Source organism: Parabacteroides sp. D25 (genome assembly GCF_000307475.1).
In the GTDB taxonomy this organism is placed as follows: domain Bacteria; phylum Bacteroidota; class Bacteroidia; order Bacteroidales; family Tannerellaceae; genus Parabacteroides; species Parabacteroides distasonis.
Genome location: NZ_JH976500.1, coordinates 417630 through 431789, shown reverse-complemented (window position 1 = coordinate 431789; position 14160 = coordinate 417630). Strand labels below are relative to the sequence as shown.

The 14160-nt window shown below is 42.6% G+C and carries 8 protein-coding genes; all 8 read right to left on the bottom strand.

Going from position 1 to position 14160, the window contains the following annotated elements; translation table 11 throughout:
* Positions 1 to 55: 55 nt before the first annotated feature.
* Entirely contained in the window at positions 56 to 451 is a 396-nt protein-coding gene (locus tag HMPREF0999_RS01680) for a response regulator (protein ID WP_009275015.1), read from the bottom strand.
* 131 nt (positions 452 to 582) lie between these two features.
* Positions 583 to 2454: a TonB-dependent receptor plug domain-containing protein gene (locus tag HMPREF0999_RS01675; protein ID WP_009275014.1), complete on the bottom strand. Its 1872-nt coding sequence runs from the start codon at positions 2452 to 2454 to the stop codon at positions 583 to 585.
* A gap of 92 nt (positions 2455 to 2546) precedes the next feature.
* Complete coding sequence (gene nikR / locus HMPREF0999_RS01670; protein ID WP_009275013.1) at positions 2547 to 2948, bottom strand: nickel-responsive transcriptional regulator NikR; 402 nt, start codon at positions 2946 to 2948, stop codon at positions 2547 to 2549.
* 89 nt (positions 2949 to 3037) lie between these two features.
* Positions 3038 to 4633 (bottom strand): SusD/RagB family nutrient-binding outer membrane lipoprotein, encoded by a 1596-nt coding sequence (locus HMPREF0999_RS01665; RefSeq protein WP_009275012.1) that lies wholly within the window; start codon positions 4631 to 4633, stop codon positions 3038 to 3040.
* Positions 4634 to 4637: 4 nt separating this feature from the next.
* On the bottom strand, positions 4638 to 7943 hold the full coding sequence (locus HMPREF0999_RS01660) for a SusC/RagA family TonB-linked outer membrane protein (protein ID WP_009275011.1): 3306 nt from the start codon (positions 7941 to 7943) through the stop codon (positions 4638 to 4640).
* 417 nt (positions 7944 to 8360) lie between these two features.
* The gene (locus tag HMPREF0999_RS01655; protein ID WP_009275010.1) at positions 8361 to 9191 is read right to left on the bottom strand and encodes a metallophosphoesterase; all 831 of its coding nucleotides are present in this window, start codon (positions 9189 to 9191) and stop codon (positions 8361 to 8363) included.
* Positions 9192 to 9249: 58 nt separating this feature from the next.
* A complete protein-coding gene (locus HMPREF0999_RS01650) occupies positions 9250 to 10911 on the bottom strand; it encodes a SusD/RagB family nutrient-binding outer membrane lipoprotein (protein WP_009275009.1) in 1662 nt (553 codons plus the stop codon).
* Positions 10912 to 10940: 29 nt separating this feature from the next.
* The gene (locus HMPREF0999_RS01645) at positions 10941 to 14117 is read right to left on the bottom strand and encodes a SusC/RagA family TonB-linked outer membrane protein (RefSeq protein WP_009275008.1); all 3177 of its coding nucleotides are present in this window, start codon (positions 14115 to 14117) and stop codon (positions 10941 to 10943) included.
* Between the last annotated feature and the right edge of the window lie 43 nt (positions 14118 to 14160).

Genomic DNA, 14160 nt, shown 5'->3' with positions numbered 1-14160 from the left:
ACAAAAAATACGGCAAAATGCCGTTTATACAAATCTAAAACATCTTAATAAATCCTTACCATACGATTGACGGACAATACTGCGATATCGTATTTTTCAATACCTTTAGATTGATCGGCTTCGTGATAAAACCGGAAGCCCCGGCTTCTTTAGCGGCTTCCATATCAGAGTCGAATACATAAGCCGACTGCATGATTACGGGGATATCTTTCGATAGCTTACGGATTTCCTTCAAGGACTCGATACCCGTCATCTCAGGCATCTTTATATCCATCAAGATCAAGTCCACCTCGTTTTCCTTAAAGAGAGCCAAAGCTTCCAAACCAGTTTTAGCACGGATCAAATTACAATATTTATGTAAAATGGTCTTCAGAAGTAAATAATTACTTTCCTCATCCTCCGCGATTAGCAACGTGGGCTTTCCTCCACCCAAATCATTTTTCACATCCATATATATAACGTTTTATTCTTTTAATCAAAATCAAATAAACTCTGATGAAGCAAAGATAAAACAAATATTAGAAAGTAGACATAAAATTCAAGGAGATATGAGTATTCGGGGAAGTTCTTTTTCCACCCATGCTAGAAAGTTACGTCTATACCTCCCATAAATATCGCCTTCGGCATCGGGAATCCTTCGTTGATAGAATAACGGGTAGCCGTTAAATTCTCTCCTTTGACAAATAGATTCAAGCCTTTATCACGTGTACCGAAACGGTAGGCTGCCTTCGCGTTCAAAACCGTGTAATCCTCTTTCACCTTGTCCGCCGTATTGATATAAAGGTCGAAAATGGATTGTACGTTCACGTTGAAAGTGAAACGTCCCGGGGCATACATCACGCCAGCGAAAAACTTATGCGCCGGAGCCGCCAGCAGGGCCTTGCTCGTATGCAAATAGCTATAGTTCATATCGAGGCTCAAATTCTTGAGAATCTGGTAACGGGAATCGAACTCGATACCTTTATTCGTAAAAGTACCCGTATTGACATTCTTAGGCCGTCCGTCTATACGTGTCGTCTCGATCATATCCTGCCCGTCGATAAAAAAGGCAGTCAACTCCGTAAACAAGTTGCCGTCCAAAAATGTCTGCCCGATGGATACCTCGTAGTTCATCATGCGCTCCGGTTTCAAATCTGGGTTCTGAGGCGGGAACATGTACATCTCTCGTATATTCGGACTCCGGAAGCCTTTCGACAAAGAAGCCTTTATCACGTTCCCCTCGAACGGACGTACCGTGAAGCCGGCCTGCGGAATCCACTCGCCGCCGAAGATACTGTTATGCTCATAACGAACCCCGGCGTTCAAGCTTACCTTGTCAAATAGATCCTGCTGCATGATAACGTATCCGGCTACCTCGTTCACGGTCTTATTCACCAACTCATTCTGGTTACCATTGATACTATCCTGCCATGCGTGACCACCCCAGTTCTTATAATCGATGCCGACCGTAAAACTATTCCCTTTCACCAAGCGGAAAGACTGATAAAGCAAGAAACCCGCATTATGATCGTCCGAATAAAACAGATAAGGATTAGGCGTCCCGCCCGGATTATACCCATCATCAATCTTATGATGGCCCCAGTTGTAGAAAGCACGAAGGGCACCACTTGTCTTCCCGTAATTATTCTCTAAAGCGAAGGAGGTAGTACCTCGCAGGATATTCATGATATTATCGATAAGCGGATTTGTTATCTCTCCCGGGTTCTGGTTCTTGAACTTAGCTAAGCTTACGTCTCCCGTCACCTTATAATGATCATCAATCTTATATCCTAACTTAGCGAAACCATTCGTGATATGAAACTTCGAATCCGGACGATGTCCATCCGTGCGGTCATGATTCAATGAGATATAACTACTAAAGTTACCGATATTGTACCCATTATTAATCATATACTTCTGGGTGTTATACGAGCCGTACATGATACGGGCTTGTGTACGTCGTCCCGGCTGATTATGCTGGCGGGTAATGATATTCACGACACCTCCCATAGCGTTCGAACCGTATAATAAGGCACCCGGACCACGGATCACCTCCACCCTTTCCACGTCCGAAGCCACATAGGTATCCGGAAGCGAATGGCCGAATATACCGGCCCATTGAGGCTGTCCGTCGAACAACATCAAGACCTTATTACCCTGTCCGACACCCCGGATATTAACCGTCCCGGCCGCTCCCTCGGAAACGCCGAAACCTGTAATCCCTTTTTCCGTGACAAACAGCCCGGGTACTCGCTCCGACAATACGGGAAGCAACGCCGATTCACTGCTAGCCTCAATCTCCTCCCGTTCGATGACCGAGATAGATAATGGCACACTGTTCCGGTTCACATGGATCTTGTTGGCGGAAACCACCACCCCTTTCAAATTGATCAGACTGTCAATCTCTACCGGATCTATCGCAAATGCCATGGAGCTTACCAATAGTCCGGAAACTAGTAAAAGTTCTTTTCTCATATACTACTTATATCTATACTATTTATCATTTTAAACATCCCTTAGTGGCACGTCTGCCAAAAAACGTGTTACCAAACCTTCAAAAAAAAGCATTAATCCGCCCGGCTCATCACCAACTTACCATGCTTAATGCCTTTGATTGTCGTCAACTTATCCGACAATTCCGTCAAGCGGTGGGCCGTTCCCATCACCGTCACTATATGCAAGCAAAAATTCTGATTGATATAATACTGGGAAGACGACAAGATCACATCCTTATAATTTTGTTGGATACCCATGATTTTCAATGAGATCTCTTTCTTGACTTGGTCATACATGATCACGATCGTCCCGGCTACGATATGGTTGCATTGCCATTTACGTTCGGCTACATTCTTCTCTATCAGAAAACGAATCGCCTGCGAACGATTGGCGAAGCCATTCTCATTCACATATTGATCCAATGATTCCAACAGATTGTCTTCCAAAGAGACACCGAAACGTTTTAAAGACATAAAACCTTTTTTTATAATTTTCGGTACCAAAGGTAGTGTTTTTTCAAGAATCTCGGTATTCTATCGGCAGGAAGAGGAAAAATCAGTCGCTAATCACGAAAATTCACTCCGGTATCCCACCATAAGCGGGTACCTCCGGTATCCGGACCTCCCAAATACTCACACAAGGCGGAATACTGAGCCGGGTTACCGGAAATAATGCTAACCGGGAAATTCAAACGACGAATCATCGTTCGCGTATCGATCTTTCCATTGCTTTTATTCACCAAAACCGGGAACAAACGGGGATAACCGGTACGCCTCTGCTCCGCCCAAGCCTCACAGCCCTCGGGGTAACAAGCGATCCATTTTTGGGTAATGATCTTCTCCAGCTTGGTCTCCCTAGAGGCTTCTTCATCCCATGCCGGAGACACCAAGCAAAGCGCCTTCGCTGAATATTCGGGAGTAAACGTATCCACGAAATCGGCGGCTACAAGATCACTCCGCAAATAAGTATTGGCCTCTCCTACCCTCCATTGATTGAACGATGATCGTACGCCTTGCTCATAGCAAGTCCCGGCATCCTCCCCGGACCAGCCTCTCAAGGCTGCCTCCGCACGTAAGAACCAAACTTCCGCGGGCGTCATTAATATAGCGTCCGTTTTCTGGGTAATCGTGCTTCTCGAATGCTCACTATAGCGGGAATGATTAAATCCTGTCCCTTGCCGGATTCCCCGGTACTCCCCGGAATATCCCTGTCCGGTAGCAGGCTCAAAATAACAGGATAACCGAGGGTCTTTATATCCTTTAAGGATCGATTCCATATTAGCGTTCATAAAAACCTCTCCCCACGCCTTATTGATCTCCCCTAGCGGATTCGAGTAGCCGGTTCCGGCGGTAGAAACCGCGACGACCTCATAAGCCTCCTCCAGCAAACCGGCTGGATGTGTCAGCGACTTATGCGCCTCATCCCTTGCCTTATCAGGGTCGGCCATAGCGATACGAACCGCCAAGCGCAAACGTAATGAGTTGGCGAAACGCATCCATTCCCCAAACGTCCTGTAATTCTCCGGCATAATCATATCGAAACGAGAAAAGGTTTCCTCTCCATCATATTCAGACAGCAAGTGAATAGCCTCCCCCAAATCCCGGAAAAAAGCATAATAAGCGTCTTTCTGGGAATCCGGCATTACCCCGGCATCCGACTCCCCGAACTTCGTATACACGATCGGGCCATAATAATCCGAGATCCGATGCATGACCTCTACTTTCAGTATTTTAGCGATCGCATAGAAAGCCGGATATTTATCACGGGAATGATCTTCCGTCTGCTTTATCTCCGTCATGATATATCCATACGTATTATCCCACATCGTGCCATTCCAGCCATCCTGCAAATTATAGACCGTATTTCCCAATCCGGCGTTGAAGGGTTTAAAATCATGCATATAACCGGAAAACATATCCGCATTCAGATTTTGCATCGTTTGGAAATGCCAGTTCTTACCATTCCCCCAATCATAATTAAAATAAATCCCCATCTGGACTACTTTTAACCAGACACCGAACGTATTATAATCATACGTTTTCTGCTCGTCAGTAAACCCCGTACTATCGGTATTATACTCCTCGAATTTACCCGTACAAGAAAAAAGGAGTAATACGACCAACAGACTTGCCATTTCATTCAGAAATCTTGTCTTCATACACTTAGAATGAAAGTTTCACATTAAAGCCAACACTTCTCGTAGTCGGTATCCCGAATATATCGATCCCTTGATTACTATTACTCACCGAAAGTATGGCATCCGGATCAAATGGAGCCTTTTTATAAATAAAGAATAGATTCCGGGCGACAAAAGACAGTTCCGCCTTTTTAACAAATTGTTTTCTTCCCAACAATCTCTTCGGTAGCGTATATCCCAAAGATAACTCTCGCAAACGGATATTGGTAGCATTGTACATATAATATTCGGTCACGCCGTTTCGTCCTCCCACCTGCTCATAAAATCCTTTTATGTTATAAATATGATGCCCTTCCAAATCCACATACCCCATCGTACGGGCCTCTCCAGAAACCTTACTCACTCCTATTTGGTCAAGCACAGCCTGCGTCTGGGCCAATACCTCTCCCCCAAAATGCCCGTCTATCAGGAAATAGTATGAGAAATCCTTATACGTGAAACTATTCCCCCAACCCAATAGGAACGCCGGATTGCAATTCCCCACCTTAACCGTATTCCCGCTACCGATCTCTTGGGGCAAACCGTCCCGGCCATACACGATCGCACCATATTTATCCCGCTCAAAAGCTTTCCCATAGATATCGCCAAACGAACCACCTTCCACCAAACGCATCGCATAGCTAGAAGAGAACCCTTCGTTTCCTTGAATAAAGCTAGCCAAATCATCGTGCAGTTTTTTTACCTCATTTTTATTCCGAGAAAAGTTGAGTGTCGTATTCCATTTAAACTGGTTCGTTAATATGGGAACCGCACCTAGCGTCAATTCTACTCCCATATTCTGTATATTTCCCGCATTCACAAAATAATACTTGTAAGCGGCTCCAGCGGAAGAAGGCAAAGAAAAGAGTTGCTCTTTCGTGTTGGTCTTATAAAACGTAAGATCCACGTCCATACGATAATCAAAGAATTTCCATTCAGTACCTATCTCAAAAGAGCTGCTCATCTCCGGCTTCAAGGTACCGAACGGAGCCGTATCATTCGGCTGGGGAATCCCGCCCGCTGCGATATGGCCTACCGTATTGCTAACGAATAAAGGTATATCATTACCCACCTTACTCCAAGAAGCCCGTACTTTCCCAAAAGATATCAAGGAAGGCATCGAGAAGGATTTAGGGATAATCCAAGAAAGACCGACTGAAGGATAGAAAAAACCTCTTGATTTACGTTCCGTAAACGCAAGGGTAGATGACCAGTCATTACGTGCGGTCACATCTAAGTAAAGGCTTTCCTTATATCCCAACTGCGCCATAGCAAAAAAGGATTGCATTTGCCGGCGTGCGTCATCCGACTCCTCGATGTAGGCACTGGACGACATGTTAATATTAGCAATCGTAAAGACATTCGGATAATACAAGGAAGCCGTTTTCGAATCCAGCCTCAACGCACTGGTGCGTGTGTCCGTTATGCTCGTACCGATAGCGGCGTTCAAGGAGAAATCATCCCAGCTTTTATTCAATTTGGCCATCAAATCCCCATAGAGCAACGTAGTCTGGCAGGTGTAATAAATGTAACGCCCGTTCTCACCGGCGATACCCGGAGAGGTAGAAGCGTATATTTCCTGCTGATACTTATCATTCACATAATCGATATTTCCACGGCCCTGTAACGTAAGCCAATCTGTCACCTTGAAACTAGCGGAAGCCAACGCCAACACACGGGCACGTTTATCCTCGTTTTCCGTACGGTTGACCAACCAATAAGGATTTTGCTCAAAATCAGTAATCGTAGTATACCAGTTCTGGACGTTCATATTCCGTTTCTCGTTATATACCTCAAAGTTCTCCTTATAAGGCGCCATATCCATCCCTCTAGGAAACGTGTATAAACCTTGTAACGGGTTCATATAAAATCCCCCGACCGTAGGTTTCCCTTTGATTGTTTGGAGTATCAAGTTTGCCTGCCCCTCCAAGATCAAACGATCATCAAAGAAAGAAGAACTTTCACGGAGATTAAAATTATGCTTGCTTAAATTATTCTTAGGAACAATGCCCCGTGCGGTCGTATTGGCATACGAGAAATAATTTTGCACATGGCTATTCCCTGCCGTAAATATCAATGAGTTAATAGCGGTAATACCCGTCCGGAAAAAATCGCCGACAGGGTCATAGACCGGAAGAGAAGCCCGGTCTCCCCAACAAGTTTCCGCCCCTTCCAGCCGTCCAAACTCATTCTGAAACTTGGGGAGACTGATCGCTTGATCGACAGTCAGCGACGAGGAGAAATGAATATTCCGTACCCCGGCCTTACCTTTTTTCGTTTTGATCAAGATCACACCGTTCGCCGCTTGTCCCCCATACAACGCAGAGGCCGAAGCCCCTTTCAAGACACTCAAACTCTCTATATCATCGGGATTTAAATTAGAGATATTATCTCCCGCATCTCGATTACCGGCATCAGCTGCACCTCCAATCGCCGTCGAGGTTTGCTCACTGCTAACACACAAGATAGGGACACCATCCATTACATACAAAGGTTGATTATTTCCGGATACAGAACGACTTCCTCGAATAATCACTCGAGAAGAGCTAGCCAGACCAGCGGAAGTCCGATTTATCTGAAGACCTGCCATCTTTCCCGAAAGCGTACTCATAAAATTAAAATCCTTGGTCCTTACTAATTCCTCTCCAGAGATCAATTGAGTGACATAAGGTAAAGAAGATCCCTTTTTTTCGATACCAAGAGCCGTAACAACCACCTCGTCTAGAATCCGAGTATCATCTTCCAGCTGAACATTCAAAAATAATTGCCCCTCATACTCAATTTCTCGTGAACGATAACCAATATAAGAAAAAACTAAAGTAGTCTCCTTAGGAAGCTCCAAGACAAAACGACCATCCACATCCGTAATCGTACCGTTCTTTGTTCCCTTCTCCACCACATTCACGCAGGCAATAGGCTCTCCTTCGTGATCAGTCACGATACCTTTTATCTTACCATCCAATTTTTGTTGTATCTGAATTATTGTCTCTTTTTTACTCAAAATAATCTGGTCATTCATAACTGTATAGACAATCGTCCTATCCTTAAACAATAAATTTAAAATCTCAAAAACCGTACGTCCAGATAAAGGGCTACGCAACTTCTCAGATAAATTGATCACTCGAGCATCATAAATAAAAGAATAATTGGTTTGGCTCTCGATCTCATCTAAGGCTTCCGCCAAGCTAACAGAAGCTGAAATATGAATATAAGATTCTGCATATTCCTGTTGGGCATCTAGTGGGAATAAACATAATAACAATAGAGAGAATACACTAATACACAATCTCATAATTCAACAAAGATTAAATGATAAAAAATACTCTTATCGTCATGCTCATAGTGAACAAAGTTACAGAAATTTTCATTATGGCAAATAAATTCCGCTAAATTTTCAATACCACATCCATCAAACCACAAGGATTTCAAATATTTACGCACAAAACTATGTAAACATATACTCATCAAAACATATCGTATAACTGATTCATGAAGCGATGAAAACAAGTTGTGGTACAAACAAAGCCCCCAGTCAACGTCATAGGCAGTGTCCTGCTACATATATGCTGCACTCAGCGGAAGTAATTGATTAAAGCAATAAAATCATCTAGTATTACACTTAAAAAAACTCTTTATACATAAGTATAAAGATTAAAGCTTCAGATTAAAAAGAGGATGCATGAGGCATCCTCTTTTTATAACCAATTCATTACAAAGTGATATTAGAAGGTATTTGATCTAAATCATAATAGTCATGAACTATCTTATCCGGATATACCTTAACAATTCGAATACCAATTCGATCTTCCCCCAAAGGAGTACAAATAGAATTTGTTATTGTAATATTGAAATTTCCATAAGAACTCATCGCATTATAATGTAAATGTCCAGCAAACATATTACTTACTCGATATTTATCCATAAGATCTAAGTATATTTTCCGTTTTTTTATGGGAATATTCTCATATCTATTTGTCTCATTAGGCTCTTTCACAAAGAAAGGATAATGTCCAAAAAGGATACGATGATTACATTTCTGAGAGTTCTCTAGATTTTTCTCCAACCAGACCAGTTGTTTTTTTTCTTTTTCTTCTCTATTTGCAAAAATAATAGGAGTATTTAATCCAATAAAACAACTATTATTTAAATGAAAGCAAAAACAATCATATCCATATTCATCCATATAACAAGAAATAGACTCATCTGTACTCTGTTGATTTAAATCATGATTACCTGGTAACACATAAACAGGGATGTTTTTTTTTATCAAAGTACAAATTCGTTTAAATTCGTTAATTTGATTTTGATCTTCACCATCATTTACCATATCACCCGTTATAACCACAAATGCCGGATTCAAATTATTAATAACAGCAACAACCTTTTCCATGATTTTTGTCTCTTGAGAGAAACTTTTATTCTTTTCTAACATTCCAAACTGAGGATCTGATAATTGAATAAAATAAAAAGGTTCAGACTGAGCAAAAGTTTTTGTAACACAAAAAATCACAGTAACTAGATACACCAATAATCTACTCATAATATAATATTTTAATTAATATCTTCATACTGAAGTAATACAGAATTCGCCTATTCCTTTATTTTGAAGATGTGCAATAGTTGGAATTCTTATCCCACCACAACGGAGTAGATACAATATCGCCTTTACCACCTAACATGGATTTGCCTTTCTCGTACTCAGTGGCATTAATCAAACTTTCCTTTGTTGGATACCTCATTCGTTTAATAAAATTAGCTGACTTCAAGATATCCTTATCATTATTATTGTAAACAGCTTGATCTCGATAGACAGCAACATCCAAACGGGGTAAATTTAAACGACGTTTATCATTCCAACCTTCTTGCGCCAAATCAGGTATCCCAGCGATATATTTCTGAGTAATGATCTTTTCCAAAGCTGTATTTCCCGCACCTTGTTGATCATCATATCTAGCACTTGTACCAGCCTCATTTTTCTCTGTAGAAGTCAGGTAGTCGTCCACCTCAGAAGTAACCCCCCAAGTAGCGAAAGACGCACGAACACCTGCCTCATATTCCGATTTAGCATCACCAGCGATAAAACCACGAGCATATAATTCAGCCTTCAAAAAATGAACCTCTTCAGAAAGGAACAAATCATACGGACGAGATTTATAGGGATAGCCATCCTTAATAATAAAGCCAAGCTCAGCACATTGTTTCGATTGATAAATTCCGGTATTGGCTTCCTCTGCCTTAGGTCCATATACCAAACCTTTCCAATCTCCATTCTCAATACCCGGCTGGAAAATCTTCGGGGCACGAGGATCTACCTTTTCCGGATGTACGCTAGAAACCGCAACACCGGACGTCTGGTTCACTACACCTTGAGGCCAAGCGACACCACCAATATTAGTCACCAGTTTCTCAACCGATTTTGACATACAAATCGGACCACTCCATGTAATCTGGAACATCGTATAATTGTAATCCTGTCCCCAAGAGCCATCAGCCTTCGGTGGCATATAAGCGTTATCAGCCTTATCCGAGATCAACCCTGCTGGTGATGAAATAGCGGCATTTGCCTCAGCTATACATTTCTCCTGATCCACTTCTGTCAAACGAACAGCCAAACGCAGACGCAAGGAATTGGCAAAACGTTTCCACTTCGATACATCATTCTTATAAATCAAGTCGATACCCGCATCAGAAAAAATAGGTTGCGCACTATCGTTAAAGCCATTTATGGCAGCATCAAGTTCCCTGAAGTACTCGTCATAGATATCCTTCAACGATTTATAAGGAGGATTCGCCTCTACAATCTCATAAGCAGGGAAAGGCATCGGGCCAAATTTATCGGCAGCCAGCGTATGCACATATACACGCCATATCCGGGCGAAAGCAATCGTATTCGCATAAGCATCCTTATCCTTTTCCGTCAGACTACGGATCACTATATTAATAGAGGCGATCTGTTTCAAATATTCTTCCCAAACGAGATTATTCCATTCATCGTCTTGAATATAGTTCTTGGTACCCCATCCACCACCATCGACAGTCATCTGGGAATAAAAATCAATCTGTAATGGTTTCAAACGTTGTTCCACGTTACCTTCGATGATCAAGCCACCACGCAATGTAGAGGCTAGACGGGGTTCGTTCATATTATAGTTCACGTCGTCTGTTGGTTTATCCGGATTCTCATTTATACCCGTCAAGTCGCAACTAGTTGCACTTAGCATCATTAACGAACAAGCTGTTAATATCTTTATACTCTTCATAATAATTCTATTTTTAGATTTATGTTTCTTTAAAAAGCCAGATTAATATTAAAACCTAAGCTTCTCATTGTCGGCATAGAACCGTACTCAATACCTTGGGCGTTACCGGATGTATAAGCAGCTTCCGGGTCAAAGCCCTTTGTCTTACTATAGATCATGAATAAGTTACGAGCCACGAAACTCAAACGTGCGGCGGTAAATGGAGTCTTAGCCAACATGGTTCTCGGGAAATTATAGCCTAGATTCAATTCACGTAAACGAATATTTGTAGCGTCATACATATAAGCTTCTGTATTATTTGAAACACCATTCCAATAAGCCTGAGAAGTTATACTCTTTGTATTCGGGGAACCGTCCACCAATACACCCGGAACTACCATACCGTCACGACCATCCAACGTCATCTCTAAGTTACCAGATGAAGCACCCGCACGGATAGATCCCATATACACATCACCGCCATAACGCATATCGAACATGAAGCTCAACACGAAATTCCTATAAGACAAGGTATTACTCCAACCCATCATCCATTTCGGTTGGTTATTACCCAATAGTTCCATGTCACTCGTACGCAAAGGCACACCATCCTCACCGATGATAACATTACCTTTGTCATCACGTTGATAAGCATAGCCATAGATATCACCGTAAGCACCTCCTTCATGAGCCACAATCTTCAAGAAAGTAACCGACTTATCACTTAGAATCTGCTCTTTCGTATCCTCCGTCAATGAAACGACCTTATTATTATTTTTTGACCAATTCAATTGAGTATCCCATTGGAACCCGTTTTCCGTAATCACTGGGGTAGCATTCACTGCAATCTCGACACCCTTATTCTCAATATTACCGGCGTTAATCATTTTCTTTTTAAATCCAGTTGCGGAGGGAACATCAATTTTTATGATCTGATCCTTCGCATTCTTTTTATAGTAAGCTACGTCGACACCAACCCTATTCTCAAACGCCTTCAACTCAAGGCCTAACTCCCAAGAGTTGATCGTCTCATTCTTTAAATTTGGATTTGCCATCCAATCCTCGTTGCTGGCATTAAAAATACCCCCTTTAATATCATAACTGATATTATAATAGTCACGCAACATATAAGCGTCCGTATCATTACCTACCTGAGCCCAAGACGCACGGATCTTACCGAAAGAAAGAATACCCGTGTTATGCCCCATCTTATTCAACATTTGGGTGAAAATCCAGCTAACACCTACCGACGGGTAAAAATAAGAGTCATTGTCTTTCGGAAGTGTTGAAGACCAGTCGTTACGAGCGGTTAAGTCCAAATACAAATAGTCGTCCCAAGACAATGATGCCGTAGCATATAGCGAGTTGATTTGTTTACGGTTGCGAGTATACTCACCACCATGTGTCTTACCGTTGGCGATCGCATGGAAATCGGGAATCACAAACTCACCGGATGATTCCTTGTACCATGTAGAATTACGGTACATCATATTACCACCTACCGTACCTACGATACCGAATCGATCCCAGTTGCCTTTAGCAGTCAATAAGAAATCGGAGTTGATCTCGGTGAATTTCTCCATATTGGCAGTCATGCTACCGTTGTTCTCCCAATACGGGTTACCTGTCGCACGAATCGTCTCATACTGGATGGTGTAATTATCCATACCAGAGCGAAGCTTCAAGCTCAACCAATCCGTAAACGTGAAATCCAAGGCCGCGAATCCGATAAAACGGTCTTTCTTATCCTTGTTCGTATTGCGGTAAGCGGACCAATACGGGTTATTGGCGTTGGCTCCTGTGTCGATCAGATAACCAGCGGGCTTTCCGTCCGCACGTTTCCAATCATTATCTTTATAGGCGTCATAGTCAGAGAAGCCCACACTTCGAGGCATACTTAAATAGTTAAGGAAGATATTATCCGGGTCGCCCGCTAATTTCACACGGTTGTTCGTATGCTGGCTTACATAATTGACCTTCACGTCAGCCGATAACCATTTAGACAGCTTAGCCGTAGAACGCAAATTAATAGACGTACGATCCATTCCGCTATTCGGGACAACCCCCTTATTATCCAAGCGTGTCACACCGGCACGGAAAGTGATATCCTCGGAGCTCTTACTCAAATCCACGCTATTCGTCCAAGTGGTACCAGTGCGCAAAAAGTCCTTGTACAGATTATTATCTCTAGCCGCATAGGGATGAGATCCCATCGCCATATCCTTAGGAGAACCATCCATAACGGCACCCCAACTCGTCGCTTTATTATTATCGAAAGCGCCGTCGATACCTTGTCCGTATACATCTTGGAACTTCGGAGTTTGCATCGGGTTCTCAGCCGTGAAATTCGAATTGATACTTACGCCCCAACCTTTATTCTGGCTACCTTTCTTAGTCGTGATCATCACGACACCGTTACCTGCACGGCTACCATACAACGCCGCAGCTGCCGGGCCTTTCAATACGGACATACTCTCGATATCATCTGGGGAGATATCAGAGATACCGGAACCTTTATCCACGTTACCGTTACCCCAATAGTCATCCGTACCACCGCTAAAGTTATCGATAGGTACACCGTCCACAACAATCAACGGCTGGTTATTACCAGTAATAGAGTTATTACCACGAATCACGATACGAGAGGAACCACCGACACCGGTACCATTTTGCTTGATCTGCAAACCAGCTACCTTACCAGCCAAAGCGTTGGCCACGTTAGCATCACGGGTTTGCGTCAGGGACTCACCTTTCAATTCAGACATAGAATATCCCAAAGCCTTTTTCTCACGCTTGATACCCAAAGCGGTTACCACGACTTCATCCAAGGCTTGCGTATCATCGACCAATTGAACCTCGATAGAAGGTTGTCCGGTAAAGACGATCTCTTGCGTATTAAAGCCGATATAGGAAACTTGTAAAGTCGCATTGTTAGGAACATCCAACTCGAAACGGCCATCCATATCCGTGATGGTACCGTTGGTAGTTCCTTTGACAATTACGTTAGCACCGATAATAGCCTCGCCCGTTTTGTCCGTAACGACACCGACTGCTTTTCGTGTCTGTTGTTGAGCGTTTAAGACTGTGACTTCATGCGTGTTCTCTGCGAAAACCATGGCCGGTACCAAACAGAATGCGCATACCCCCATGTTGATCATTAACGGAATTTTTCGAAAAAGAGAATAACTATTCCCCCTTAAAGCATTTAAGGTTACAATTTTATTCATATTTTTGTAGTGTTACTATTTATAATAAAGTTATTTGTAGCTG